Source organism: Pseudomonas cremoris (assembly GCF_014230465.1).
In genome coordinates this window covers 408646-433128 of sequence record NZ_JAAXCY010000003.1, presented here as the reverse complement: position 1 = coordinate 433128, position 24483 = coordinate 408646, and the positions used below count along the sequence as shown (strand labels likewise).

Sequence of the window (24483 nt, the reverse complement as noted above, 5' to 3'; positions counted from 1 at the left end):
AGTGAGCCGAAAAAGGATAGTCATGAAAAAGCTGTGTTTGCTCGGCCTTGTTGCCACTCTGGCCAGTCACCCCGTATGGGCAGAAACAAAGCCTGCTGCGCTTAAAGACAAGGACGCCTTTGTCAGCGACCTGCTCAAGCAAATGACCCTCGATGAAAAGATCGGCCAATTGCGCCTGATCAGCATCGGCCCCGAAATGCCCCGCGAGCTGATCCGCAAGGAAATCGCCGCCGGTCGCATCGGCGGCACGTTCAACTCCATCACCCGCCCCGAAAACCGTCCAATGCAGGACGCGGCCATGCGCAGCCGCTTGAAGATCCCGATGTTCTTCGCCTACGACGTGATCCACGGCCACCGCACCATTTTCCCAATCAGCCTGGCACTGGCTTCCAGCTGGGACATGGACGCCATCGGCCGCTCCGGGCGCATCGCCGCCCAGGAAGCCGCCGCCGACAGCCTCGACATCACCTTCGCGCCGATGGTCGACATCTCCCGCGACCCGCGCTGGGGCCGCACCTCCGAAGGCTTCGGTGAAGACACCTACCTCGTCTCGCGTATCGCCGAAGTCATGGTCAAGGCGTTCCAGGGCGCAAGCCCGGCCAATGCCGACAGCATCATGGCCAGCGTCAAGCACTTCGCCCTGTATGGCGCGGTGGAAGGCGGTCGCGACTACAACGTGGTCGACATGAGCCCGGTCAAGATGTACCAGGACTACCTGCCGCCGTACCACGCGGCGATCAAGGCCGGCTCCGGCGGTGTGATGGTGGCGTTGAACTCGATCAACGGCGTGCCCGCCACCGCCAACACCTGGCTGATGAACGACCTGCTGCGCAAGGACTGGGGCTTCAAGGGCCTGGCTGTGAGCGACCATGGCGCTATCTTCGAGTTGATCAAGCACGGCGTGGCCAAGGACGGGCGTGAAGCCGCCAAGCTCGCGATCAAGGCCGGCATCGACATGAGCATGAACGATTCACTGTACGGCAAGGAATTGCCGGGGCTGCTCAAGTCCGGCGAGATCGAGCAGAGCGACATCGACAATGCCGTGCGTGAAGTGCTCGGTGCCAAGTACGACATGGGCCTGTTCAAGGACCCGTACCTGCGCATCGGCAAGGCTGAAGATGACCCGGTCGACACCTACGCCGACAGCCGCCTGCACCGTGCCGACGCTCGCGATATCGCACGCCGCAGCCTGGTGCTGCTGAAAAACCAGAACAACACCCTGCCGTTGAAAAAAACCGCGACCATCGCCCTGGTCGGCCCGCTGGCCAAGGCCCCCATCGACATGATGGGCAGTTGGGCGGCCGCCGGTAAGCCTGCGCAGTCTGTGACCCTGCTGGACGGCTTGAACGCGGTGATCGGTGAAAAGGGCAAAGTGATCTACGCCCGTGGTGCCAACATCACCAACGACAAGGCCGTGGTCGATTACCTCAACTTCCTCAATTTCGATGCGCCGGAAGTGGTGGATGACACCCGTGCGCCGCAAGTGCTGATTGATGAAGCGGTAAAAGCCGCCAAGGATGCCGACGTGATCGTGGCCGCCGTGGGCGAGTCCCGTGGCATGTCCCACGAGTCGTCCAGCCGTACCGACCTGAACATCCCGCAAAGCCAGCGCGACCTGATCAAGGCCCTCAAGGCCACCGGCAAGCCGCTGGTGCTGGTGCTGATGAACGGCCGTCCGCTGTCGATTCTGGAGGAGAACCAACAGGCCGACGCGATCCTGGAAACCTGGTTCGCCGGCACCGAAGGCGGCAACGCCATCGCGGACGTGCTGTTTGGTGACTACAACCCATCGGGCAAGCTGCCGATCACCTTCCCACGTTCGGTGGGGCAGATTCCGACCTACTACAACCACCTGACCATCGGCCGCCCATTCACCCCAGGCAAGCCGGGCAACTACACCTCGCAGTACTTCGATGACGTCACCGGGCCGCTGTTCCCGTTTGGTTACGGCCTGAGCTACACCACGTTCACCCTGTCGGACATGGCGCTGTCGTCCACCACCCTGAACAAGACCGGCAAGCTCGACGCCAGCGTGACCGTGGCCAACACCGGCAAGGTCGATGGCGAAACCGTGGTGCAGCTGTATATCCAGGACGTGGCCGGCTCGATGATCCGCCCGATCAAGGAGCTGAAGAACTTCCAGAAGGTCATGCTCAAGGCTGGCGAAGAGCGCACGTTGCACTTCACCATCACCGAGGAAGACTTGAAGTTCTACAACACCCAGCTCAAGTACGCGGCGGAGCCGGGTGAGTTCAATGTGCAGATTGGGTTGGACTCCCAGGATGTGCAGCAGCAGACGTTCGAATTGCTCTAACGCCTGACGCGGTCAAAAAATGTGGGAGCGGGCTTGCTCGCGAATGCGGTGGATCAGTCGACATCTTCAGTGACTGACACGCTGCATTCGCGAGCAAGCCCGCTCCCACATTTAGATCGAGTTGACCTGATTAGCCGCGTCTGTCCAACAGGTTAACCACCAACCGATCAATCCACCCCCACACCCGCTGCTTCACCCGCCGCCACAATGGCCGCGCCTGCCATGCCTCCAGGCTCACTGCCAGGCTCTGGGCAAAATCACGCTCGAAACTGCCCGCCACCGCCTGCGTCAATGGCGGGTCCAACGCCTCCAGGTTGGCGTCCAGGTTGAAACGCAAATTCCAATGATCGAAATTGCATGACCCCACGCTGACCCAATCGTCCACCAGCACCATTTTCAGATGCAGAAAGCACGGCTGGTATTCAAAAATCTGCACCCCCGAGCGCAGCAGACGCGGGTAGTAACGGTGCCCGGCATAACGCACAGACGGATGATCGGTGCGCGGGCCAGTGAGCAACAGCCGCACATCCACACCGCGCCCCGCGGCTCGCCGCAACGCACGACGAACGCCCCAGGTTGGCAGGAAGTACGGAGTCGCCAGCCAGATACGTTGGTGGCCACTGTTTAATGCGCGGATCAGCGATTTCAGGATGTCGCGGTGCTGGCGGGCGTCAGCATAGGCGACACGCCCAAGTCCCGGTCCGGTGGCGGGCATCTTGGGCAAGCGCGACAGGCCGAAACGGGTGGCGGGTTTCCACTCCCGGCGGGCGGCGTTGGCATGCCACTGGCGGTCGAACAGCGCCTGCCAGTCCAACACTAACGGGCCGCTGATTTGCACCATCACTTCATGCCAGTCGGCGGTGTCCTGGCCCGGCGTCCAGAACTCGTCGGTGACGCCGGTGCCGCCCACAAAGGCGACGTGCTGATCGACCAGCAACAGCTTGCGGTGGTCGCGATACAGGTTGCGCATCCAGCGGCGCAACCTCAGGCGATTGTAGAAACGCAGCTCCACGCCAGCGTCAGTCAGGCGCTTGCGCAGCCCAAGGCTAAACGCCAGGCTGCCATAGTCATCGAACAGGCAACGCACCTGCACACCACGCTCGGCGGCAAGTATCAGTGCCTGCACCAGGGCCTCGGCACAGGCACCCGCTTCCACCAGGTACAACTCCAACTCGACTTGTCGCTCGGCGCGGGCAATGTCCACCAGCATCTGCGGGAAAAATCTCGGCCCGTCGATCAACAACTCGAAACGGTTGGCGCTGCGCCACGGGAACACCGCGCCGGCCATGGTCAGCGCGCCGTGAAGATCAGCACCGCACCCACCGGCACCGACAGACTGATGGATTCCAAACCGGCGGCCTTGCGCAACGTTGCCACGCCTGGCACCAGGTCAAAATCCTCGGCATGCAGCACTAGCGGCTCCAGAGTCACGACCTGGAAACGCCGGTCATCCAGGCGCGTGGCCAGCAGCTCGGCGCTGTAGGTTTGAGTCTTGCCGTGCAGGGTGACGCTCAATGGCAAACGCAATTCCAATTGCGCGCCGGGGGCCAGGTCATTGATGGGTTGCAGATTGATTTGCGCGTTGATCAGCGCATCGGGGAAGGTCTTGATCTCGAACAACTCATTGCGCATGCGCTCGTCACGCAACGGGACGCCACTGTTGACCGACTCCAGCTCCACTTCCAACTGCGCTGCGCCTTTGCTGTCGACCTTGCCGTGCAACACCAAAAAGCGCTGCACTTCGGCGATCTCGGTGTTCTTGGTGGTGACGAACGACAGGCGTGAAGATTCGTTATCCAGGTACCAGTCGGCATGGGCTGGCACGGCAGCGGCGGCGAGCAGGGCGAAGGCCAGGGGTTTGATTGACATAAAGACTCGTGGGGCGAAAAACCTGCACGAACCTTAAGCGCAATGTCACAAACGACGCAAATCCAATGTGGGAGCGGCGGTCTAGGCCAATGCGCGCTGCACCTCCCCCACGGCCTGCTCCAAACTGGCCATATGCAAATTCAACACCCGCTCCACCGGCGCCTGGTGCATTGGCCAATGCAGCGCCATGCTCCCCACCAATCGCCCATTGGCCCGTACCGGCAACGCCACGGCGCGTATCAGGAACGGCAACCGCACCGGATACTCCCAATACCCCTCTGTCCGCTGGCCAAACCCTTGGTGCTGGCTTTGCTCGCAAGCTCGGTATTGCTCATCCGCCGCCACGTGCTCCCGGCCCGCCAGACGCTGCACTTCTTCTGCCGGCAATTGCGTGAGGCACGCCTTGCCCATCGCCGAATGAAACAGGCTGGCGTGCTGGCCGACGATCTGGCAGTTGTTGGGATAGAGCTTGCGCAGCACGCCGGGGATCGCGCTTTCCATGACTTCCAGGCGCTCGCCGTCAAAGCAGGACAAATCCACCACCAGCCCGGTGCGCTCACTGAGTTCCAATAGCCAGGGCGCGGCGCTTTCCACCATCTGGCGCTTGAAGCGTTGCTGCGTGTCGCCAAACAAGCGCCGGGCACGCAGACGGTAACGCCGGTCGCTCAGGCCACGGTAGACCCAGCCTTGATCCTGCAACGTGAGCAACATGCGCGACACGGTGGCCTTGGGTAAATGCGTGAGGTAATGCAGTTCCTCCAGCCCCAAGGCCTGGTGCTCGCCCAGCAACTCGACAATTGCCAGTGCGCGCTCAACCGAGCGTACGGTGCCTGTGTCGGCCATGTTCGATCTCCCTGATGCCGGTGGATGATCATTTTTCACAGCAAGATACAGGCCCGGTCGTGCATCAACCTGTCGATTCAAGGCAGGCCGGTGGTCGACGCTGCACCCATTGCGTCAGCTGTTCGTGGGCGTAGGCCAATTGCAGCACCGCACGGTCCGCCTGGGCCGGACCGATGACCTGCACGCCCATGGGCAGGCCTTGGGGGTTGAAGCCCACCGGGATACTCATGCTCGGCAAACCGGCCAGGGTCGGACCAATCACCACTTCCATCCAGCGGTGGTAGGTGTCCATTTCGCGCCCACCGACGAGGCGCGGCCAGGCGTGTTGTGCATCGAAAGGGAACACTTGGGCGGTAGGCAGCAGCAGGAAATCGTAACGTTCGAACAGTTTGGCCAACGCGCGATACCACTCGCTGCGGTCCACCGACGCCTGGTACACCTGCTGGGCACTCAAGCCCAGGCCACCCTCCACTTCCCATTGCGCCTCGGGCTTGAGCAGCGCGCGCTTTTGCGGGTTCGCATACGCGGCGCCGAGGTTGCCGTGCACCAGCCAATGGCGATGCACCAACCAACTGCGCCACAGGCGCGCCATGGAAAACTCGGGCTGGCAGCTTTCTACCTCGCAGCCCAACGTGACGAAATCGCCGAGGGCCGATTCGCACAGGCTCAACACGCCGTCGTCCATCGGCAGGTAGCCGTTGTAGTCCCCCAGCCAGCCCAGGCGTGTGCCCTTGAAGTCACGCTGCAGGGGTTGGCCCAGCAGTGCCGGATCGTCCTTGGATGACAATGGAACGCGTGGGTCATATCCCGCCTGGATGCTCAGCAGCCGCGCCACATCCGTCACGCTGCGCCCCATCGGGCCTTCGGTGCCCAGTTGCTGCACAAACAGTTCCGGCGTCGGCCCATACGGCACACGGCCTTGGGACGGGCGCAGGCCAAACACGTTGTTGAACGCTGCCGGGTTGCGCAAAGAACCCATCATGTCGCTGCCATCGGCCACCGGCAGCATGCGCAGCGCCAAGGCCACCGCCGCCCCGCCGCTGCTGCCGCCCGCGACGAGACGCGGGTCGTAGGCGTTGCCGGTAGTGCCGAACAGGCTGTTGTAGGTTTGCGAACCCAGGCCGAACTCCGGCACGTTGGTCTTGCCGATGATGATCGCGCCGCTGGCCCGTACCCGCGCCACGCTGATGGCATCTTCGGTGGGCACATGTTCGGCGAACAACGGCGAACCCAATGTGGTACGCAAGCCCTTGGTCGCCGCCAGGTCCTTGATCGCCTGGGGCATGCCATGCATCCAGCCGCGTGACTGGCCTTGATCCAACTCACGATCACAGGCCCGCGCCTCGGCCAGCACCTCGTCGGCATCGCGCAGCGACACCAGCGCACTCACTCCTGGGTTGAAACGTTGGATCTGCGCCAGGTACGCCCGCATCACGTCTTCGCACGAGACTTGCCGCGCATGAATCGCCCGCGACAGCTCGCTGGCATCCCAATCAACAATACTCAAGGCTTCACCTCACTTGAAAACGGCTGCGGCTTCCTGGCTCGCGGAGCCTCCTGCATGCAGTAGGTGCCCAATAGCGTGAGCACGCAAGCAAACAGCACGTAGAAGGATGGCGCCACCGGCGTGCCCAGTACTTTGGTCAGCCAGGTGACGATCAACGGCGCAAAACCACCAAACACCATGACCGCTACGTTATAGGCGACCGACACGCCGGTCGAGCGCACTTCGATGGGAAACTGCTCGGCCAACGCGGTGGGTGCCGGGCCGAAGAACCCGCCGATGGCCGTGCACAGCATCACCTGCATCACCAGCAAACGCTCGATGGAAGGTGCGGCGGCTACCCACACGTACAGCGGGTAGACCATCACAAAAAATGCCAGGGTGAACGCCATCAATACCGGGCGCCGACCGAGGCGATCCGACAACAGGCCCGACAGCGGAATCACCACGGTCATCAGTGCCACCGCCAACATCTGCACCATCAATACCTGGTCCAGCGGCAGGCCGAGGCTCTTGTGCGCGAAGGTCGGCATGTTCACCAACACCACGTAGAACGACACCGTCGCGCCACAGGCCAGGCCCATGGATACCAGGATGCTGCGCCGATGCTCGCGCACCACCTGCATCAGGCTCGGCGCCGGGCCGGTGGCTTGCTTGCGTGCCTCGATGAATTCTTCCGGGTCTTCCATGTGCCGGCGAATCCACAGCCCCACCGGGCCGATCAGCAAGCCAAACACAAACGGCAAGCGCCAGCCCCCACAGGTCGAGGGTTTGCGGCGAAAAGAAGTGCGTGACCATGGCCACCATCGCGGCCCCGCCAAACACCGCCAGGCACTGCCCTACCAACTGCCAGGAACCGTAAAGCCCCTTGCGATGAGCCGGCGCACTTTCCACCAGGAACGCCGTGGCGCTGGCGTACTCACCACCGGTGGCGAAGCCCTGGAGCATGCGCGCCACCACGATCAGCATCGGCGCGCCCATGCCGATGGCGGCGTAGTTCGGTGCGAAGGCAATCAGCGCGATGGACACGGTCATCAGCCGGATAATCAGTTGCATCGCAGCCTTGCGGCCTTTGCGGTCGGAATACATGCCCAGCAAAATCCCGCCCACCGGGCGCATGAAAAAGCCCACGCCAAAGGTGGCCAGGGCCATCAGCAGCGATGCGTACTCATCCTCTGACGGAAAAAACTGCCGGGCAATGATGCTGGCCAGAAAGCCGTAAACGATGAAGTCATACCATTCCAGCGCATTGCCGATCACGGCCGCCACCACTTGGCGGGTGCGGGATACGCCTGTGTGTGAAGTCTGCATGAGGAACACTCCATTCAACCGATCGTGGGAAAGGGTCCAGCGGCAGAAAAAGGCGGTCGTCAGGCAGGCTTGAGCCAGCTCTCGGCCAGCGCGCCCCAATAGGCGGCGCCGGTCAGCAGGATGTCGTCGTTGAAGTCATAGGCGGGGTTATGCACCATCGGCCGTGACACGCCATTGCCGATGAACAAGTAGCTGCCGGGGCAGCGTTGCAGCATCCAGGCGAAGTCTTCGCTGCCCATCAGCGTGCGGGTGTTGCCGTCCACGGCGTCCGCACCGAGCAAGGCCACGCCGACCTGACGGGCGAACTCGGTTTCTTCGGGATGGTTGACCAGCACCGGGTAGGCCGGGCGATGTTCGATCTGCACCGTGCAGCCGAAACTCGCGGCCTGGGTCTGGATGATGGCGAATACGCGCTCCAGCATCTGCTCGCGCACTTGTGGATTGAGTGCGCGCAGGCTCAAACGCAACAGCGCTTCTTGAGGAATCACGTTGGCGGCCTGTCCTGCTTGCAGCGCGCCGACCGTGACCACGGCAGCTTCCTGGGTGTCGATGTTGCGCGCCACCACCGTCTGCAACGCCATCACCATGCTCGCCGCCGCCACCAGCGGGTCTACCGTCAGGTGCGGCATGGAGCCGTGGCCGCCGACGCCTTCAAGGGTGACGGTGAGTAAGTCTTGGGACGCCATCATCGGCCCAACGCGCAAGCCCAGATGCCCAGCAGGCAAGCCCGGCATGTTGTGCATGCCGAACAGTCCATCGCAGGGGAAGCGCTCCAGCAAACCGTCGGCGAGCATGGCTTCGGCGCCGCCCTGGCCTTCTTCGGCGGGTTGGAAGATGAGGTTCAGGGTGCCGTCAAATTGCCGCGTCGCCGCCAGGTAGCGCGCGGCGCCGAGCAGCATGGTGGTGTGACCGTCATGCCCACAGGCGTGCATGCAACCCGCATGCTGGCTGGTGTAGGCCGCGCCGGTGTTTTCGATGATGGGCAAGGCGTCCATATCGGCGCGAATGCCCAGGGTTCGCGGGCTACTGCCGTTGCGCAGCACACCGACCACGCCGGTCTTGCCGATGCCGGTGTGAACCTCGTAGCCCCATTCCCTCAGGGATTTCGCAACCAAGGCGCTGGTGCGGTTTTCTTCAAAACCGAGTTCGGGATGGGCGTGAATGTCGTGACGCACGGCGTGTAAGTCGCCGGCCACGTCGCTGAGCCAATCCAGGATGTGCTGGTGTGGGCGCATGGTGATTCTCCTCACAGGCGGGTGTTCCCGTTCTTGTTTGCTGCACACCGCCAGCTAACCGCGATGTGAGCGAGAGGACAATCAAAGGTGGTTCCACTGGGTGGAACCTCAGGAGCGGCATCTGACTTTTACGACGCAACTCTCGGAAGTGTCTGACTTTACCTCGAGCAGATGCCTCTCCAAAGTTTGGCTTGACGCTGGCCTCCTCTTACTCGTTTGCCTCGATTGATATGCATCACGCGTCAGTTTTCTTATCGAAACGAGCAGGACCGGACCGTCCGGCCAAAAAAATCATAGTGATAATGGGCAAAACAATGAGCAAAGGGCACTTTGTTGTTCTAGGGGACCAAACAACCTGCGGCGGAAGAATTCTCGAAGGTGATCCAACATTCAAGTTGCATGGCCTTTTGCGCGCGCTGGAAGGTGCTCTAGTTACTTGCGGAAATCATCAAGGAATGTTCCGGATTCTCGGCGGCGTTCCCAATATGAAACGTAATGGAAAGCGTGTTGCTGGTACGCTGGACAGCGTCAGCAGTTGCCCTTGTGGTGCTCGGCTGATTCCCTCGGTGTTAACAGCTACCTATCAACAGCAGAGCGCGACACCGCCAGTGAGTCAGCGGGCTGCTCAACCAAACCCATCAACTGTAAATGGCGGCCCTGAAGCGCCGCGTCAATCTGGCTTTAAACCTTCTGGCGCCGCAGTATCGACGGAATTCAATGGCGAGAAGGGTCAGGAGCCCGGTTTTTATATCGTCCCAAAAAGCATGAGCCGCGAAGCGTTGGAGAGAACGCTGTTTCCTGCACCTGATCCGGCGGTGATGCGCAAATTCCAAGCGCTCAATCCTCGCACGGTGAACGTTAAAGCCGGTTCACTGATTGTGCTCAGTGATCCGAACAACACGGCCTGCACCTATCAAGAATCACAACTGATGCAGGCCGCCCAACAGGTCTACGCCTCACTGGATTCACTCACGCCGGATGAGGCTGACTTCCTGCATCGTCACAGCGCAGAAATAGCCAGCTTCATCGGCCACACCTCGACCTGGCTGGGTGTGAGTGCGGTGGTGATGGAAAAACACCTGGGCAACCTGCGCGACACACTCCAAGCCATTGAACGGATGCATCAGGAACAGTATCGCCAGCACGGCCACCTCAAATCACCGCAGTTCTTCGCCGAACGCAAGCGCCTGCTCGCTCAGTTGGACGCTCACCTGCTGAACTCCACTCGCCTACGTGGCCAGACGACTTTGGGTGATCATCCTAAGTTGAAAACAGCGCTGGGTATTTCCAGCCGCAGCTTGGTGCATCACTGGGACAAGGCGGGTGGGCCGGGGCAGATTCCGGGGTATTCGGCGCATGTTGAGGCGGTGAGTAAGGCGACTAAATATATGAAGGCGGGGGGTTATCTTGCCATCGGTATTGGTGGTGTTTCATCGTTGCTGGCTATTCAGCAGGTGTGCAATGAGGATTCGGGAGCGGCCTGTGAGAAGGTCAAGTTTACTGAGGCTGGGAAGTTCGCAGTCTCCGTTGGCGGCGGTGCAGTTGGCGGATGGGCAGGCGGCATTGCCGGTAGTGCGATCTGCCTGGGACTGGGCGTTACGACTGGTATAGGAGGCGTTGTCTGTGTGGCAGCTTTAGTTGGGACAGGCGCATGGGCGGGTACGACTATCGGTGGTATGGGTGGCGAAATGGGCGGAGAGATTTTGTATGAGAAAAGTTTGCCATGACGACGGAAGAGTTTTGGAAATCCTGGCTGGCTTTCTGGATTGTTGCTGGCGGCCCGCTCCTGCTTGGATTTGCTGGCCTCGCATTCAGCCTGTACCTCACCCACCGTCATCTGGACGCCATAAAGGAAGCCTTGAAAAACAGCCGTTATATTTACCTTTGGGGAGATAGCCTCGGGAAACGGGGTTTAATTTGGTCTCTGTTGGAAATGTCAAAAATCGCCGGGATGATCATGATGCCAAAGTCACACATCCGCTTAGGCGACTTGGACCCCGTAGACTTTGAAAACTTCCCGCCTCATCTGAAACGTCTTCTCACAATCGTTACGACGATGATCTTTACCTCCGTAATTTGGATGGGAGCTGCAGTCATTCTAGTGAAGTTAAAATAAATCAAGGGGAACTAATTTAAGACCGCTTACAGATAACTTTCTAACCACAATTAAACCTGCGTTGAATGCGTTTGAGCGTAGGTTCAGTGATGGTTTTAAACATGCCCAACTCGTTCGAGGCATATCGAGGAGTGAATAATGACTGAAGGCTATTACATAGGCCTGGGTGACAAAACCACCTGCGGAGGGGAAGTTCTGGATGGTGATAACGGAATCAAACCCCATGCCCTTTTTCATGCCTTTGAAGGCGACCGAGTGACCTGCGGAAAGGATGGGAAAATCTATCGAATCGTGGGTGGCGTCTCGCATATGCACAGTCATGGCAGGCTCATGGCGGGGACGCTGGCCACACCTCGACCTGGCTGGGTGTGAGTGCGGTGGTGATGGAAAAACACCTGGGCAACCTGCGCGACACACTCCAAGCCATTGAACGTATGCATCAGGAACAGTATCGCCAGCACGGCCACCTCAAATCACCGCAGTTCTTCGCCGAACGCAAGCGCCTGCTCGCTCAGCTGGACGCTCACCTGCTGAACTCCACTCGCCTACGTGGCCAGACGACTTTGGGTGATCATCCTAAGTTGAAAACAGCGCTGGGTATTTCCAGCCGCAGCTTGGTGCATCACTGGGACAAAGCGGGTGGGTTTGGGCAGATTCCGGGGTATTCGGCGCATGTTGAGGCGGTGAGTCGGGCGACTAAATATATGAAAGTGGGGGGTTACATTGGGATTGGTCTTGGCGGTGTTTCATCGTTGCTGGCTATTCAGCAGGTGTGCAATGAGGATTCGGGAGCGGCCTGTGAGAAGGTCAAGTTTACTGAAGGGGGGAAATTCGGCTTATCCACTGCTGGTGGTGTTTGGGGTGGAAGAGCAGGGCTGCTTGCCAGTGGTCCGACCTGCTTGGCTCTTGGCGTCACAACAGGAATAGGAGGCGTAATCTGCGTCGCAGCAGTTGTAGGCACCGGCGCGTGGGTGGGCACGACGGGCGGAGGAATAGCAGGCGAAGCGATCGGAGAAAAATTGTACGAAGTTACTCACCCATGACCAGTATCGACACTTGGTCCCCCTGGGTTGCGATCTTTGTTATTGGTGGCTGGAGCCTGCTCGCGCTTGTGAATATTGCATACAGCTTGTACTTGAGTCGCTGTCACCTGGAGGCCTTGAAAGAGGCGTTAAAGAACAGCCGTTATATTTATATTTGGGGGACGAGTCTGGGGAAACGGGGTTTGATTTGGTCACTGCTGGAGATAGCAAAAATCACAGGGATGATAATGATGCCGCAGACACATATCCGCATCGGCGATCTCGATACTGTCGATCACAAAAACTTCCCTCCTTACCTCCAACACCTACTGAGACTCGACTTCGCGATGGTAATTGCTACCGGCGTTTGGTTAACGGTCGTCGTCGTGCTGCTGAAGATTAAGTAGCTTGATGAAGGATCACCCAAGGTTGACAACGGCCCTCGGCATTTCCAGTAAAAGCATGGTGCATCACTGGGACAAGGCGGGTGGGCCGGGGCAGATTCTGGGGTATTCGGCGCATGTGGAGGCGGTGAGTCGGGCGACTAAACATATGAAACTGGGGGGTTACATTGGGATTGGTCTTGGCGGTGTTTCATCGTTGCTGGCTATTCAGCAGGTGTGCAATGAGGATTCGGGAGCGGCCTGTGAGAAGGTCAAGTTTACTGAGGGTGGGAAATTCATAGGCTCAACCTTTTTTGGCGCTACCAGTGGCTGGGCCAGTAGCGTAGCCGGTGGTTCAATTTGCGCGGCGCTTGGCGTCACCACGGGAATCGGTGGTGTTGTATGCGTCGCGGCCATAGTGGGGACCGGCGCGTGGGTGGGTACGACTGTCGGTGGCATGGGCGGTGAAATGAGTGGTGATATTTTGTATGAGAAAACTTTGCCATGACCGCGGAAGATTTCTGGAAGTCCTGGCTAGCATTTTGGTTTGTTAGCGGCCCAATTCTACTTGGAGTTATGGGCCTGGCATTCAGTCAGTACCTCACCCACCGTCACTTGGACGCCATAAAGGAAGCCTTGAAAAACAGCCGTTATATTTACCTTTGGGGAGATAGCCTCGGGAAACGGGGTTTAATTTGGTCTCTGTTGGAAATGTCAAAAATCGCCGGGATGATCATGATGCCAAAGTCACACATCCGCTTAGGCGACTTGGACCCCGTAGACTTTGAAAACTTCCCGCCTCATCTGAAACGTCTTCTCACAATCGTTACGACGATGATCTTTACCTCCGTAATTTGGATGGGAGCTGCAGTCATTCTAGTGAAGTTAAAATAAATCAAGGGGAACTAATTTAAGACCGCTTACAGATAACTTTCTAACCACAATTAAACCTGCGTTGAATGCGTTTGAGCGTAGGTTCAGTGATGGTTTTAAACATGCCCAACTCGTTCGAGGCATATCGAGGAGTGAATAATGACTGAAGGCTATTACATAGGCCTGGGTGACAAAACCACCTGCGGAGGGGAAGTTCTGGATGGTGATAACGGAATCAAACCCCATGCCCTTTTTCATGCCTTTGAAGGCGACCGAGTGACCTGCGGAAAGGATGGGAAAATCTATCGAATCGTGGGTGGCGTCTCGCATATGCACAGTCATGGCAGGCTCATGGCGGGGACGCTGGCCACACCTCGACCTGGCTGGGTGTGAGTGCGGTGGTGATGGAAAAACACCTGGGCAACCTGCGCGACACACTCCAAGCCATTGAACGGATGCATCAGGAACAGTATCGCCAGCACGGCCACCTCAAATCACCGCAGTTCTTCGCCGACCGCAAGCGCCTACTCGCTCAGTTGGACGCGCACCTGCTGAACTCCACCCGCCTACGTGGCCAGACGACTTTGGGTGATCATCCTAAGTTGAAAACAGCGCTGAGTATTTCCAGCCGCAGCTTGGTGCATCACTGGGACAAGGCGGGTGGGCCGGGGCAGATTCCGGGGTATTCGGCGCATGTGGAGGCGGTGAGTCGGGCGACTAAATATATGAAAGTGGGGGGTTACATTGGGATTGGTCTTGGCGGTGTTTCTTCGGTGCTGGCTATTCAGCAGGTGTGTAGTGGTGATTCTGAGGCGGCTTGCGAGAAGATTAAGTTTACGGAAGGGGGGAAGTTCGGAATGTCTACTCTTGTTGGCGGTTTCAGCGGATCGGCTGCCTTTGCTGCCAGTGGCCCGATATGTTTAGGAATCGGAGCAGCCACAGCAGGTATCGGAGGAGTCATCTGTGTCGCAGCCGTAGTGGGCACGGGCGCCTGGGTAGGTACCACACTAGGTGGTATGGGAGGCGAATACATCGGCGAGAAAATATATGAGGCTAAACAACCATGACCAGCATCGATAGCTGGCCAATTTGGATTGCGATCATTGTTACGGGGGCCCCAGGCCTACTATCAGCTGTTGGCCTTGCGTACAGCCTGTACTTGAGCCGCCGCCACTTGGAGGAAATAAAGGAGGCGCTAAAGAACAGCCGTTATATCTATCTCTGGGGGCCGAGTCTGGGTAAACGAGGCTTGATTTGGTCCTTATTGGAGATCGCAAAAATCGCTGGGATGGTGACCTGGCCGAAAGCGCACATCCAGATTGGAGATTTAAACCCTGTGGATTTTGAGCGTTTCCCACTTCACCTAAAACGTCGCCTGCTCTGTAATATCGCGATAGCGTTCATTGCGTTAACTTGGGCGATCGTTGCGGCCGTACTGATAAAGCTCAGATAGTCCGGAACGGGCCTCATCAGAGACCCATTTATTAGGATCAAGATAGCCAGTTTTGCCAGTGTCCCAATCTGTGCGGGGATTGGTGCATTTACAGCAGGTCTGGGAGGTGTTGTCTGCGTCGCGGCCATAGTGGGAACTGGCGCATGGGTGGGAACGACTGTCGGAGGAAAGGCGGGTGAAGCTATCGGTGAGAAACTTTATGAGGTTACTCAACCATGACCAGTATCGACAATTGGAACCCTTGGATGGCAATCATTTTTATAGGATTCCCTTTTTTGCTTGCGATTGTAACTCTTGGATACAGCCTCCACCTCAGCCACCGTCACTTAAACGCTTTAAAGGAAGCTTTGAAAAACAGCCGCTATATTTATATATGGGGGCCAAGCCTTGGAAAACGAGGTTTGATTTGGTCGATTTTAGAAATATCAAAGATTACCGGAATGGTGGCATGGCCAAAGGCTTCGATCAAAACAGGAGAACTGGACCCACTTGATCTCAAGAACTTTCCACGCAACCTGAAACGTCGTTTGATCATCAACTTAACAGTGATGACAATCGGCCTCACTTGGATGATAGGCATAGCAATTTTATTGGAGTTCAGATAACTCAAGCGGGCCTTACCCAAGGCCCGCTATCGAGAAGCCCCAAATGAAGCACTCCGCCGACCACACCGCACTTGATTTGCGCATGAGAACAGAAAAAATTACGGCAACAACCGACACCCATGCCGATCCCCCATCCACCTCGCCCTATGCGTACGCCCCAACCCGCTCGCCGTCACTTCACTGCGCTCCGGGTTATCGCTGAACGCACTGGTGGGCACGTATTGCTTCACGTACCCCCGGCAATACTCAGCGGGATTGTTCTCGACATAGCGACACGAGCAATACTCTTTGGCCGTGTACGCCGCAATGATGTCGGGGAAGGCTTGCAGATTGACGCGCTCGTGCCATGTCCAACCCAGCAGGGCAATGAGCAATAGTAGAAACACACTGGTAAACGGTCGGCGACGGATCATGGTTGCACCGCCGCGAGCACGCGTTTGAGCAGGTCGTTGTGGCGGTAGCTGCCGTCGCGGTCGTCGCCGTAGCGAACGATGACCAGGTGTTCGGCGGGCATCACGAACAATGCCTGGCCCCAGTGTCCGAGCGCGGCGAGGGTGTCGCCGGGGGCGTCGGGCCAGGGTCTCGGGGCGCCTTTATTGAGCCACCACTGACCGCCCGGCACGGCTTCATCCTGACCAGCTCTGTAGTTGGCGAAAGGTTCGCGATTGAAGGCGACCCATTCTTTAGGCAACAACTGCTGCTCGCCCCAACGGCCGTCGCGCGCCATCAATAGGCCCACCCGGGCCAAGTCGCGGGCAGTGAGGTAGGCGTAGGAGGAGGCAACAAACGTTTCATCGGCGTCGGTTTCCCACGTAGCGCTGCGTATGCCCAGCGGCTTGAACAGCGCATCCCAGGGGTAGCTCATGTAAGCCTTGTGACCCAGCATGCCTTTAAGGGTGGCGGACAGGATATTGCTGTCACCGCTGGAGTATCGGAAGGTCTGGCCCGGTGCGCTGGCGGCCTCGGTGTCTGCTGCGAACTCGGCCATGTCGTTGCGGCCACGGGTGTAGAGCATCGCCACCACCGAGGATTTCAGCGGTGCGAACTCATAGTCTTCCTGCCAGTCGAGGCCCGAGGCCCAGTGCAGCAAATCGCCCATGGTGACCTTCGGGTGTTGCTTCATTGGCGGGTAAAAGCGTGCAGCGGGGTCGGTCAGCTTGAAACGGTTTTCACCGTAAGCCACACCCAACACGGTGGCCATCAGGCTTTTGCTGACGGACCAGGTCAGGTGCGGCGTGCTGGCGGTGGTCGGTGACGCGTAGCGTTCGTAAATGATTTCGCCGTCACGGATCACCAGCAACGCATCGGTGCGGACGCCTTGGCGGGTAGCGTTATCACGCGGCGGGAAAGCGTAGGCATTCAGGGCATCAACGGCAGGGCCAGAGAGTGCGGTGCCTTTGGCCCAATCTTTGTCAGGCCAGGTTTCGGCGTGGGCACTAACGGTGACGAACAGCAGGGCAACACACAACAGGCCTCTGACCATGGACGCAGACTCAAGGGGGCATTCAAGCCCGCGAGCCTAGCCGAGGGTGATGACAGATTTGCGACAAGAGGGCTGTCATCCAAGCGTCACCATAACTTCATGGAGATGACACCGGGCCTCCATAGCCTGACTTTGGACAACAAAGTCGACCGGCCGAAATCGTGGCCGGCACTCGGAGACTCGCCATGACTCAGATCGCCCGCATCAGCGACACCGGCAATGAACGCCGTCTGCAAGCCGAACGCCTGGTTGGCGCACAGGCGTTGCAGGAAGCCCAGGCCCTGCGGTTCAACGTGTTCAGCGGCGAATTCAACGCCAAACTGAAAGGCGCGGAACTGGGTCTGGACATGGATGACTATGATGTTCACTGCAGCCACATCGGCGTGCGGGACTTGAACAGCGGTCGCTTGGTGGCCACCACCCGATTGCTCGACCACGCGGCCGCCAGCACCTTGGGCCGGTTCTACAGCGAAGAAGAATTCAGCTTGCATGGCTTGCTCCACCTGCAAGGCCCGATCCTGGAAATCGGCCGCACCTGCGTCGACCCGGCCTACCGCAACGGCGGCACCATCGCCGTGTTGTGGGGCGAATTGGCCGAAGTGCTGAACCAAGGCGGCTACAGCTACTTGATGGGCTGCGCGAGCATCCCGATGCACGACGGCGGCATCCAGGCCCACGCGATCATGCAGCGCCTGCGCGAACGCTACCTGTGCAACGAACACCTGCGCGCCGAACCGAAAAAGCCATTGCCGGCGCTGGACCTGCCGTCCAACGTGATCGCAGAAATGCCGCCACTGCTCAAGGCCTACATGCGCCTGGGTGCGAAGATCTGCGGCGAGCCGTGCTGGGATGAAGATTTCCAAGTGGCCGACGTGTTCATCCTGCTCAAGCGCGACGAGTTGTGCCCGCGTTATGCACGCCACTTCAAGGCTGCAATGTGATGAGCCGCCTGCGGGTGTACGGGCGCATTGCCCGCGTGCTGTTGGTGGTCGCGCTGGGCTTGAGCATGGCCAGCGTGTTTGGTGTGTTTGAGCGCCTGGGCATCGCCAACTCGATGGTACGGCGCCAGCGCTGGTCGCGGTTTTTCATGGCGCGCCTGACCAATGCCCTGCCCTTTCGCGTGACGGTACACGGTGAGTTGCCAACGCAGCCGATGCTGTGGGTGAGCAATCACGTGTCATGGACCGATATTCCATTGCTGGGCGCCGTGGCGCCGATGTCGTTTTTGTCCAAGGCCGAAGTGCGCACCTGGCCGGTGGCCGGTTGGCTGGCGGCCAAGGCTGGCAGTTTGTTTATCCGCCGTGGTTCAGGCGATAGCCAGTTGATCCGCAAGCAGATGACCCGTCACCTGGAACAACAGCACCCGCTGCTGATGTTCCCCGAAGGCACCACCACCGATGGGCGCAGCCTGCGCACGTTCCATGGGCGTTTGTTGGCCAGTGCGATTGATGCGGAGGTGGCGCTGCAACCGGTGGCGATCCGTTACCTGCGCGATGGCCAGGTCGATCCACTTGCACCGTTTATTGGCGATGATGATTTGCTCTCGCACCTGATGCGTTTGTTTGCCAATGACCAGGGCGATGTGGAGATTCATGTGCTCAAGCCGATTGCCTGTGCCGGGCAGGAGCGTGCTGCGCTGGCGTATCAGGCGCAACAGGCTGTGCAGAAGGCGTTGTTTGGGCCGGTGCCGGAGGCAGAGCAAATACCGGTGCGACCAGCCTTCGCGGCCTGAAGCGGGCACGGTTTAAACTGTGGGAGCGGGCTTGCTCGCGAATGCGGTCTGTCAGTTAAAAATAGGCTGACTGATACGCCGCTTTCGCGAGCAAGCCCGCTCCCACATTTAGATCTCACTAATCAGTTGAGCTTGGGCGAACATCTGAAGTTCGGGATAGAAAATCCGGAAGTCTTCACTCAATGGCTCATACAACTCCCGCAATTCCTGCATCGCAAACCCCAACTCCTGCGGCTGCGTCAACCGCCGCGAAATCCCCCGCAGTACCTGCTCCATCACCGCAAACTCGCGGTAAGACCCCAACCAATCATCCGCCGCCATCCACGGCGCAATCTGTGCCAACCGCCCCGGCAACTGCGGTTCAGCGGCCAGCACGCGATACACCTGCGAGGTGAAGCGCTCCAGCGGCTGGTCGGCATACAACGCCCAATCCCGCGCCAGGCAATGGTCGAAAAACACGTCGAGGACGATTCCGGCATAACGCCTGCGGGTCAGGCTGAAGCGCGACAACGCCTCCCCCACCAACGGGTGGCTGTCGGTAAAGCGGTCGATGGAGCGATGCAACTGGATCGCCGCCTCGATTTGCGGGTTGAACTGGCCCTGCAGGCGGCCTTTGACGAAGTCGCCATACAGGCTGCCCAGCAATTGCGCAGGAAGTTGGCCGCCCAGGTGCAGATGTGCGAGATAATTCATGGCGCGCAGTTTAGCACTGCCGTCTACGTATCGTTATAACCCGATATACCGATTTAATCTGGATTAAGACCAAATTCATATTGGTATATCGGGATATAACGATTTAAGGTTCGCCTCATCGCGATATAACGCTTCAAGACACCGAGCATCTGCCATGTCCATCGACCTCGACGAAATAATAAAAGCCCTGGCGCACCCAGTACGGCGAGACATCCTCAACTGGCTGAAAGACCCGAAAGTGCAATTCCCCGAGCAATTGCACAACCACGAATACGGCATCTGCGCCGGGCAGATCGACCAGCGCTGCGGCTTGTCCCAGTCGACCGTGTCGGCCCACCTGGCCACCCTGCAACGGGCAGGCTTGATCAGCAGCCAGAAGGCCGGGCAGTGGCACTTTTTCAAACGCAACGAGGACACCATCCAAGCGTTCCTCGATGCGCTCATCACAGAGCTCAGCTCTGAAATCAGCGAACCGCTGTAACAAGGAAACGATAATGCCCCTCTCGCTACTCATACTGGCCCTGAGCGCCTTCGCCATCGGCACCACCGAGTTCGTCATCATGGGCTTGTTGCCCGATGTGGCGGCGGACTTGGGCGTGTCGATTCCCGGCGCGGGTTGGCTGGTCACCGGCTATGCCTTGGGCGTGGCCATCGGCGCACCGTTCATGGCACTGGCCACCGCCAAGCTGCCACGCAAGGCTGCGCTGGTAGCGTTGATGGGCATCTTCATTATTGGCAACCTGCTCTGCGCCCTGGCCAGCGACTACAACGTGCTGATGTTTGCCCGTGTGGTCACCGCGCTGTGCCACGGTGCGTTCTTTGGGATTGGTTCTGTCGTCGCTGCCAACCTGGTGCCGGCCAACAAGCGCGCCTCGGCCGTGGCCTTGATGTTCACCGGCTTGACCCTGGCCAACGTGCTGGGCGTGCCGCTGGGTACCGCACTGGGGCAGGCGGCTGGCTGGCGCTCGACCTTCTGGGCCGTCACGGTGATTGGGGTGGTAGCCCTGATCGGCCTGATCCGCTTCCTGCCGGCCAAGCGTGATGAAGAAAAACTCGACATGCGCGCCGAACTGGCCGCGCTCAAAGGGGCCGGAATCTGGTTATCGCTGACCATGACCGCGTTGTTCTCCGCGTCGATGTTCACCCTTTTCACCTATGTCGCCCCGCTGCTCGGCGATGTCACCGGCGTATCGCCAAACGGCGTGACCTGGACCCTGCTGTTGATCGGCCTGGGCCTGACCCTGGGCAACATCATCGGCGGCAAGCTGGCGGACAAGCGCCTGGCAGCCACCTTGATCGGCGTGTTCATCAGCATGGCGGTGGTTTCCACGGCCCTGACCTGGACCAGCGTTGCGCTGATCCCGACCGAAATCACCCTGTTCCTGTGGGCCACCGCCGCGTTTGCCGCCGTGCCTGCGCTGCAGATCAACGTGGTGACCTTCGGCAAGGCCGCGCCGAACCTGGTGTCGACCCTGAATATCGGCGCTTTCAACATCGGCAATGCCCTCGGCGCCTGGGTGGGCGGCACGGTGATTGCCCACGGTTTCGGCCTGACCAGCGTGCCATTGGCCGCTGGCGCCCTGGCGATTCTTGCGCTGCTGGTGACCCTGATTACTTTCCGTCAGGGCGGCGATGCCGACCTGGCCCCTGCGACCAACTGATCCACTTCAAAGACAAAGGTGTTTTCCCATGACGACTATTTTCGATCCGATCAAACTGGGCGACCTGGAACTGTCGAACCGCATCATCATGGCGCCGCTGACCCGCTGCCGCGCTGATGCCGGCCGCGTGCCCAACGCGCTGATGGCCGAGTACTACGTGCAACGTGCTTCCGCCGGGCTGATCCTCAGCGAAGCCACCTCCGTGACGCCGCTGGGCGTGGGCTACCCGGACACCCCGGGCATCTGGTCCAACGACCAGGTACGCGGCTGGGCCAACGTGACCAAAGCAATTCACGGCGCAGGCGGCAAGATCTTCCTGCAACTGTGGCACGTTGGCCGGATCTCCCATGAGTCCTACCTGAACGGCGAAGCCCCGGTAGCCCCGAGCGCGATCCAAGCCAAAGGCCACGTTAGCCTGGTTCGCCCGCTGGCCGACTACCCGACCCCGCGCGCCCTCGAAACCGCTGAAATCGCCGACATCATCGACGCCTATCGCACCGGTGCCGAGAACGCCAAAGCTGCCGGCTTCGATGGCGTGGAAATCCACGGTGCCAACGGCTACCTGCTCGACCAGTTCCTGCAAAGCAGCACTAACCACCGCACCGACAACTACGGCGGCTCGCTGGAAAACCGTGCACGCCTGCTGCTGGAGGTGACCGATGCGGCCATCGAAGTCTGGGGTGCCGGTCGTGTAGGCGTGCATTTGGCACCCCGTGCCGACGCCCATGACATGGGTGACGACAACCTGGCGGAAACCTTCACCTACGTTGCCAGTGAGTTGGGCAAGCGTGGCATCGCGTTCATCTGCTCCCGTGAGAAGGAAGGCGCTGACAGCCTCGGCCCGCAATTGAAGAAGGCTTTCGGCGGCCCGTACATCGCTAACGAACGCTTCACCAAAGACACTGCCAACGCCTGGCTGGCGGCGGGCAAGGCAGATGCGGTGGCATTTGGCGTGCCGTTCATTGCCAACCCGGACCTGCCGGCTCGCCTGAAAGCCGATGCGCCGCTGAACGAAGCCCACCCGGAAACCTTCTACGGCAAAGGCCCGGTCGGTTATATCGACTACCCGACATTGGCGATCTGACGTAACCCGCTGAAACGAAAAAGCCCCGGCTCACAATGACCGGGGCTTTTTCTTGGGCTACGGGAAACACTCCTTCACAGCCTTGCAACAATATCGCTACAAAATACTTAGGCGGCTACCTATCAACCGCCCGCCAGCCCGTATATAAAGTCACCCCACCAATCAGGCATAGGGACGATTGACTGTCTCTGGTCTTTACTGTTGACACAACATGATGCAATTACGCATTTTGTCTTAATTGCGCAGGCTAGGGCTCAGGCGCAGCATGTCCAACCCGGCATCAACCCAGCGTTCCGCCTCCTGGTGCAGCTTGAAGCTGTCAGGCACCAGCAGCCACTGGCCAATCAGCCCGTTGATGTAGGCATGAATACACACCGCACCACGGGTGGTGTCGAGATTTTCCGGGAGTTGCCCGCGATGGACCGCGTTACGCAATGTCAGGCCGATGCGCAGGTTGCATTCCTGGCTGTGGGTCTGGCGCTGGCGGCGCATGTCGCACATTTCATCGGTGAATTCGCACTTATGAAACAAGATCTCGTTGATGCGCCGGGTTTTCGGGTCCAGGGCCACTTGATGGAACAAATGAATCAACAGCTTGCGCATACAGCCCAGCGGGTCGACTTCATCCTCGCTCTCACTCGCCCGGGCCAATTCATCCAGGGGTTCATGCAGCGTGTCGAGCAACGCCTGGAGCAAATCGGACTTGTTGCTGAAATGCCAATAGATAGCCCCACGCGTTACGCCCGCCAACGCAGCGATTTCCGCCAGCGTGGTCCGCGCAACACCGCGCTCGTAAAAGGCCTGTTCGGCGGCTTCGAGAATTTGGCTTCGCGTTTCCTGAGCTTCCTCTTTGGTGCGACGAACCATGGCAGTAAAACCTCAATCAGGACACTTGGGACTATTGTTAACGCAGAATTAATAGCGGCTAACGATCATCCGAATATTTGTGGGACGGCACCGTCATGGGTACCGAACGTAATGGAATCGAGGCTTTGGGCGTTGCTTTGTCAACATTCCGCGAAGCCTGTCAAGAGTTTACAAACAACCATGAACGTAAGTATATTGCGTAGCAAGCTACTTATCCACTCACAGCTTGTTTTTTACCCTTCCACACTTCTTGTGCGCACTCTGCGCGCCTGACCCGAGGATCTTCATGCAACTTAAGCCAGCTGTTACCGCTCTGGTCACTGCCGTCGCCCTGGCATCGCTGCTCAGCGGATGTAAAAAGGAAGAAGCGGCTCCGCCCGCTCAAACACCTCAGGTCGGCGTGGTCACCATTCAACCGCAAGCCTTTACCCTGACGTCCGAGCTGCCAGGTCGCACCACGGCCTACCGCATCGCGGAAGTTCGTCCTCAGGTCAACGGCATCATTCTCAAGCGCCTGTTCAAGGAAGGCGGCGACGTGAAGGAAGGGCAACAGCTCTACCAGATCGACCCGTCGGTGTATGACGCCACCCTCAAAAGCGCACAAGCCAGCCTGACCCAGACCAAGTCCATCACCGACCGCTACAAGCAGTTGGTCGATGAACAAGCCGTCAGCCGCCAGGAATACGACACCGCGGTCGCCAACCGCATGACCGCCGAAGCCAACCTGCAGTCCGCCCAGATCAACGTGCGCTACACCAAAGTGTTCGCGCCGATCTCCGGGCGTATCGGCCGCTCTTCGGTGACCGAAGGCGCACTGGTCAGCAACGGCCAGACCGATGCCATGGCCGTGATCCAGCAACTGGACCCGATCTACGTCGACGTCACGCAGTCCTCGGCCGAAATGCTGAAGCTGCGCCGTGACCTGGAAAGCGGCCAACTGGAAAAAGCCGGCGACAATGCCGCCAAGGTCAAGCTGACCCTGGAAGACGGCAGTGCCTACAAGCTGGACGGCAAGCTGGAGTTCTCCGAAGTCTCGGTTGACCAGACCACCGGCTCCGTGACCCTGCGCGCCGTGTTCCCCAACCCTGACCACACCCTGCTGCCGGGCATGTTCGTACACGCCCAGTTGCAAGCCGGTGTGAACAGCAAGGCCATCCTGGCACCGCAGCAAGGCGTGACCCGCGACATCAAGGGCATTCCAACCGCACTGGTGGTGAACAAGGACAACAAGGTCGAGCAGCGCCAACTGGTTGCCAACCGTACTTCCGGCGCCTACTGGCTGGTGGAAAAAGGCCTGGACGCCGGTGACCGCGTGATCACCGAAGGCCTGCAATTCATCAAGCCGGGCATCGAAGTCAAGGTCAAGGACGCGGATAACGCCAAGCCTGCCGGTTCTGCTCCTGCTCCTGCCGCCGCTGCTGGCCAGGGGGAGTAA

The 24483-nt window shown here is 59.3% G+C and carries 27 protein-coding genes and 1 pseudogene; 18 read left to right on the top strand and 10 right to left on the bottom strand.

From position 1 onward, the window contains the following. The first annotated feature begins 22 nt into the window (after positions 1-22). On the top strand, positions 23-2314 hold the full coding sequence (bglX, locus tag HF257_RS08685; protein ID WP_185709498.1) for a beta-glucosidase BglX: 2292 nt from the start codon (positions 23-25) through the stop codon (positions 2312-2314). Positions 2315-2444: 130 nt separating this feature from the next. Here the strand turns inward: bglX and HF257_RS08680 are convergent, their stop codons facing one another. From HF257_RS08680 to HF257_RS08655, 6 genes and pseudogenes are all read right to left on the bottom strand, one after another. Beyond that, positions 2445-3602: a phospholipase D-like domain-containing protein gene (locus tag HF257_RS08680; RefSeq protein WP_185709499.1), complete on the bottom strand. Its 1158-nt coding sequence runs from the start codon at positions 3600-3602 to the stop codon at positions 2445-2447. 2 nt (positions 3603-3604) lie between these two features. Continuing rightward, positions 3605-4183, bottom strand: coding sequence for a YceI family protein (locus HF257_RS08675; RefSeq protein WP_185709500.1), 579 nt, complete (start codon positions 4181-4183; stop codon positions 3605-3607). Positions 4184-4264: 81 nt separating this feature from the next. Continuing rightward, positions 4265-5026, bottom strand: a complete 762-nt coding sequence (locus HF257_RS08670; protein WP_185709501.1) for a helix-turn-helix domain-containing protein — start codon at positions 5024-5026, stop codon at positions 4265-4267. Positions 5027-5090: 64 nt separating this feature from the next. After that, positions 5091-6533, bottom strand: coding sequence for an amidase (locus tag HF257_RS08665; RefSeq protein ID WP_185709502.1), 1443 nt, complete (start codon positions 6531-6533; stop codon positions 5091-5093). Next, positions 6530-7841 (bottom strand): annotated as a pseudogene (locus tag HF257_RS08660) (citrate-proton symporter). The gene HF257_RS08665 and the pseudogene HF257_RS08660 overlap by 4 nt, the downstream one beginning before the upstream one ends. A 59-nt stretch (positions 7842-7900) precedes the next feature. Next, on the bottom strand, positions 7901-9076 hold the full coding sequence (locus tag HF257_RS08655) for a M20 aminoacylase family protein (RefSeq protein ID WP_185709503.1): 1176 nt from the start codon (positions 9074-9076) through the stop codon (positions 7901-7903). A gap of 191 nt (positions 9077-9267) precedes the next feature. On the opposite strand from HF257_RS08655, the gene HF257_RS08650 reads away from it, so the two are divergent. From HF257_RS08650 to HF257_RS08610, 11 genes are all read left to right on the top strand, one after another. Then, positions 9268-10803, top strand: a complete 1536-nt coding sequence (locus tag HF257_RS08650; protein ID WP_233081534.1) for a PAAR domain-containing protein — start codon at positions 9268-9270, stop codon at positions 10801-10803. Continuing rightward, the gene (locus tag HF257_RS08645; protein ID WP_185712081.1) at positions 10800-11192 is read left to right on the top strand and encodes a hypothetical protein; all 393 of its coding nucleotides are present in this window, start codon (positions 10800-10802) and stop codon (positions 11190-11192) included. The genes HF257_RS08650 and HF257_RS08645 overlap by 4 nt, the downstream gene beginning before the upstream one ends. 138 nt (positions 11193-11330) lie before the next feature. Beyond that, the gene (locus HF257_RS33560) at positions 11331-11564 is read left to right on the top strand and encodes a PAAR domain-containing protein (protein WP_332872252.1); all 234 of its coding nucleotides are present in this window, start codon (positions 11331-11333) and stop codon (positions 11562-11564) included. An 11-nt stretch (positions 11565-11575) separates the two neighbouring features. Beyond that, positions 11576-12235: a hypothetical protein gene (locus HF257_RS08640; protein WP_408635664.1), complete on the top strand. Its 660-nt coding sequence runs from the start codon at positions 11576-11578 to the stop codon at positions 12233-12235. After that, positions 12232-12621: a hypothetical protein gene (locus HF257_RS08635; protein ID WP_185711017.1), complete on the top strand. Its 390-nt coding sequence runs from the start codon at positions 12232-12234 to the stop codon at positions 12619-12621. Before HF257_RS08640 ends, HF257_RS08635 begins: the two co-directional genes overlap by 4 nt. 1 nt (position 12622) lies before the next feature. Then, a complete protein-coding gene (locus HF257_RS08630) occupies positions 12623-13105 on the top strand; it encodes a hypothetical protein (RefSeq protein ID WP_233081707.1) in 483 nt (160 codons plus the stop codon). Further along, positions 13102-13491, top strand: a complete 390-nt coding sequence (locus HF257_RS08625; RefSeq protein ID WP_185712080.1) for a hypothetical protein — start codon at positions 13102-13104, stop codon at positions 13489-13491. Before HF257_RS08630 ends, HF257_RS08625 begins: the two co-directional genes overlap by 4 nt. 138 nt (positions 13492-13629) lie before the next feature. Beyond that, entirely contained in the window at positions 13630-13863 is a 234-nt protein-coding gene (locus tag HF257_RS33555; RefSeq protein ID WP_332872252.1) for a PAAR domain-containing protein, read from the top strand. A gap of 11 nt (positions 13864-13874) precedes the next feature. Further along, complete coding sequence (locus tag HF257_RS08620; RefSeq protein ID WP_408635662.1) at positions 13875-14537, top strand: hypothetical protein; 663 nt, start codon at positions 13875-13877, stop codon at positions 14535-14537. Continuing rightward, entirely contained in the window at positions 14534-14923 is a 390-nt protein-coding gene (locus HF257_RS08615) for a hypothetical protein (protein WP_185707204.1), read from the top strand. The genes HF257_RS08620 and HF257_RS08615 overlap by 4 nt, the downstream gene beginning before the upstream one ends. Before the next feature lie 215 nt (positions 14924-15138). Continuing rightward, positions 15139-15528, top strand: coding sequence for a hypothetical protein (locus HF257_RS08610; RefSeq protein ID WP_185707206.1), 390 nt, complete (start codon positions 15139-15141; stop codon positions 15526-15528). A gap of 98 nt (positions 15529-15626) precedes the next feature. On the opposite strand, the gene HF257_RS08605 is transcribed toward HF257_RS08610, so the two are convergent. Both HF257_RS08605 and HF257_RS08600 read right to left on the bottom strand, forming a co-directional pair. Next, positions 15627-15941 carry an amidase gene (locus HF257_RS08605; RefSeq protein WP_185707208.1) on the bottom strand — a complete coding sequence of 105 codons (315 nt, stop codon included), beginning with the start codon at positions 15939-15941 and terminating at the stop codon, positions 15627-15629. After that, on the bottom strand, positions 15938-17011 hold the full coding sequence (locus HF257_RS08600; RefSeq protein WP_185707209.1) for a serine hydrolase domain-containing protein: 1074 nt from the start codon (positions 17009-17011) through the stop codon (positions 15938-15940). The genes HF257_RS08605 and HF257_RS08600 overlap by 4 nt, the downstream gene beginning before the upstream one ends. Positions 17012-17196: 185 nt before the next feature. On the opposite strand from HF257_RS08600, the gene olsB reads away from it, so the two are divergent. Both olsB and HF257_RS08590 read left to right on the top strand, forming a co-directional pair. Continuing rightward, entirely contained in the window at positions 17197-17952 is a 756-nt protein-coding gene (gene olsB, locus HF257_RS08595; RefSeq protein ID WP_017736899.1) for an L-ornithine N(alpha)-acyltransferase, read from the top strand. Beyond that, positions 17952-18743 carry a lysophospholipid acyltransferase family protein gene (locus HF257_RS08590; protein WP_185707211.1) on the top strand — a complete coding sequence of 264 codons (792 nt, stop codon included), beginning with the start codon at positions 17952-17954 and terminating at the stop codon, positions 18741-18743. The genes olsB and HF257_RS08590 overlap by 1 nt, the downstream gene beginning before the upstream one ends. 108 nt (positions 18744-18851) lie before the next feature. Here the strand turns inward: HF257_RS08590 and HF257_RS08585 are convergent, their stop codons facing one another. Beyond that, positions 18852-19436, bottom strand: a complete 585-nt coding sequence (locus tag HF257_RS08585; RefSeq protein ID WP_185707213.1) for an acyl carrier protein phosphodiesterase — start codon at positions 19434-19436, stop codon at positions 18852-18854. Between the two features lie 154 nt (positions 19437-19590). On the opposite strand from HF257_RS08585, the gene HF257_RS08580 reads away from it, so the two are divergent. Genes HF257_RS08580 through HF257_RS08570 form a run of 3 tightly spaced genes read left to right on the top strand, consistent with a single transcriptional unit; the run spans position 19591 to position 22181 of the window. After that, entirely contained in the window at positions 19591-19917 is a 327-nt protein-coding gene (locus HF257_RS08580; protein ID WP_185707215.1) for an ArsR/SmtB family transcription factor, read from the top strand. 13 nt (positions 19918-19930) lie between these two features. Next, the gene (locus HF257_RS08575; RefSeq protein ID WP_185707218.1) at positions 19931-21097 is read left to right on the top strand and encodes an MFS transporter; all 1167 of its coding nucleotides are present in this window, start codon (positions 19931-19933) and stop codon (positions 21095-21097) included. 28 nt (positions 21098-21125) lie between these two features. Continuing rightward, a complete protein-coding gene (locus HF257_RS08570) occupies positions 21126-22181 on the top strand; it encodes an alkene reductase (protein ID WP_185707221.1) in 1056 nt (351 codons plus the stop codon). Positions 22182-22415: 234 nt separating this feature from the next. Here HF257_RS08570 and HF257_RS08565 read toward each other — a convergent pair whose 3' ends face one another. After that, positions 22416-23048 (bottom strand): TetR family transcriptional regulator, encoded by a 633-nt coding sequence (locus HF257_RS08565; protein WP_185707223.1) that lies wholly within the window; start codon positions 23046-23048, stop codon positions 22416-22418. Positions 23049-23334: 286 nt separating this feature from the next. Here HF257_RS08565 and HF257_RS08560 point away from each other — a divergent pair, with 286 nt between their 5' ends. Beyond that, on the top strand, positions 23335-24483 hold the full coding sequence (locus HF257_RS08560; protein WP_185707225.1) for an efflux RND transporter periplasmic adaptor subunit: 1149 nt from the start codon (positions 23335-23337) through the stop codon (positions 24481-24483).

Excerpts from the sequence above, each read along its gene's own strand:
- bglX (WP_185709498.1), top strand. The coding sequence starts at position 23 with ATGAAAAAGCTGTGTTTGCTCGGCCTTGTTGCCACTCTGGCCAGTCAC.
- HF257_RS08680 (WP_185709499.1), bottom strand. The coding sequence starts at position 3,602 with ATGGCCGGCGCGGTGTTCCCGTGGCGCAGCGCCAACCGTTTCGAGTTG.
- HF257_RS08675 (WP_185709500.1), bottom strand. The coding sequence starts at position 4,183 with ATGTCAATCAAACCCCTGGCCTTCGCCCTGCTCGCCGCCGCTGCCGTG.
- HF257_RS08670 (WP_185709501.1), bottom strand. The coding sequence starts at position 5,026 with ATGGCCGACACAGGCACCGTACGCTCGGTTGAGCGCGCACTGGCAATT.
- HF257_RS08655 (WP_185709503.1), bottom strand. The coding sequence starts at position 9,076 with ATGCGCCCACACCAGCACATCCTGGATTGGCTCAGCGACGTGGCCGGC.
- HF257_RS08645 (WP_185712081.1), top strand. The coding sequence starts at position 10,800 with ATGACGACGGAAGAGTTTTGGAAATCCTGGCTGGCTTTCTGGATTGTT.
- HF257_RS33560 (WP_332872252.1), top strand. The coding sequence starts at position 11,331 with ATGACTGAAGGCTATTACATAGGCCTGGGTGACAAAACCACCTGCGGA.
- HF257_RS08640 (WP_408635664.1), top strand. The coding sequence starts at position 11,576 with ATGGAAAAACACCTGGGCAACCTGCGCGACACACTCCAAGCCATTGAA.
- HF257_RS08635 (WP_185711017.1), top strand. The coding sequence starts at position 12,232 with ATGACCAGTATCGACACTTGGTCCCCCTGGGTTGCGATCTTTGTTATT.
- HF257_RS08625 (WP_185712080.1), top strand. The coding sequence starts at position 13,102 with ATGACCGCGGAAGATTTCTGGAAGTCCTGGCTAGCATTTTGGTTTGTT.
- HF257_RS33555 (WP_332872252.1), top strand. The coding sequence starts at position 13,630 with ATGACTGAAGGCTATTACATAGGCCTGGGTGACAAAACCACCTGCGGA.
- HF257_RS08620 (WP_408635662.1), top strand. The coding sequence starts at position 13,875 with ATGGAAAAACACCTGGGCAACCTGCGCGACACACTCCAAGCCATTGAA.
- HF257_RS08615 (WP_185707204.1), top strand. The coding sequence starts at position 14,534 with ATGACCAGCATCGATAGCTGGCCAATTTGGATTGCGATCATTGTTACG.
- HF257_RS08610 (WP_185707206.1), top strand. The coding sequence starts at position 15,139 with ATGACCAGTATCGACAATTGGAACCCTTGGATGGCAATCATTTTTATA.
- HF257_RS08605 (WP_185707208.1), bottom strand. The coding sequence starts at position 15,941 with ATGATCCGTCGCCGACCGTTTACCAGTGTGTTTCTACTATTGCTCATT.
- HF257_RS08600 (WP_185707209.1), bottom strand. The coding sequence starts at position 17,011 with ATGGTCAGAGGCCTGTTGTGTGTTGCCCTGCTGTTCGTCACCGTTAGT.
- olsB (WP_017736899.1), top strand. The coding sequence starts at position 17,197 with ATGACTCAGATCGCCCGCATCAGCGACACCGGCAATGAACGCCGTCTG.
- HF257_RS08590 (WP_185707211.1), top strand. The coding sequence starts at position 17,952 with ATGAGCCGCCTGCGGGTGTACGGGCGCATTGCCCGCGTGCTGTTGGTG.
- HF257_RS08585 (WP_185707213.1), bottom strand. The coding sequence starts at position 19,436 with ATGAATTATCTCGCACATCTGCACCTGGGCGGCCAACTTCCTGCGCAA.
- HF257_RS08580 (WP_185707215.1), top strand. The coding sequence starts at position 19,591 with ATGTCCATCGACCTCGACGAAATAATAAAAGCCCTGGCGCACCCAGTA.
- HF257_RS08575 (WP_185707218.1), top strand. The coding sequence starts at position 19,931 with ATGCCCCTCTCGCTACTCATACTGGCCCTGAGCGCCTTCGCCATCGGC.
- HF257_RS08570 (WP_185707221.1), top strand. The coding sequence starts at position 21,126 with ATGACGACTATTTTCGATCCGATCAAACTGGGCGACCTGGAACTGTCG.
- HF257_RS08565 (WP_185707223.1), bottom strand. The coding sequence starts at position 23,048 with ATGGTTCGTCGCACCAAAGAGGAAGCTCAGGAAACGCGAAGCCAAATT.
- HF257_RS08560 (WP_185707225.1), top strand. The coding sequence starts at position 23,335 with ATGCAACTTAAGCCAGCTGTTACCGCTCTGGTCACTGCCGTCGCCCTG.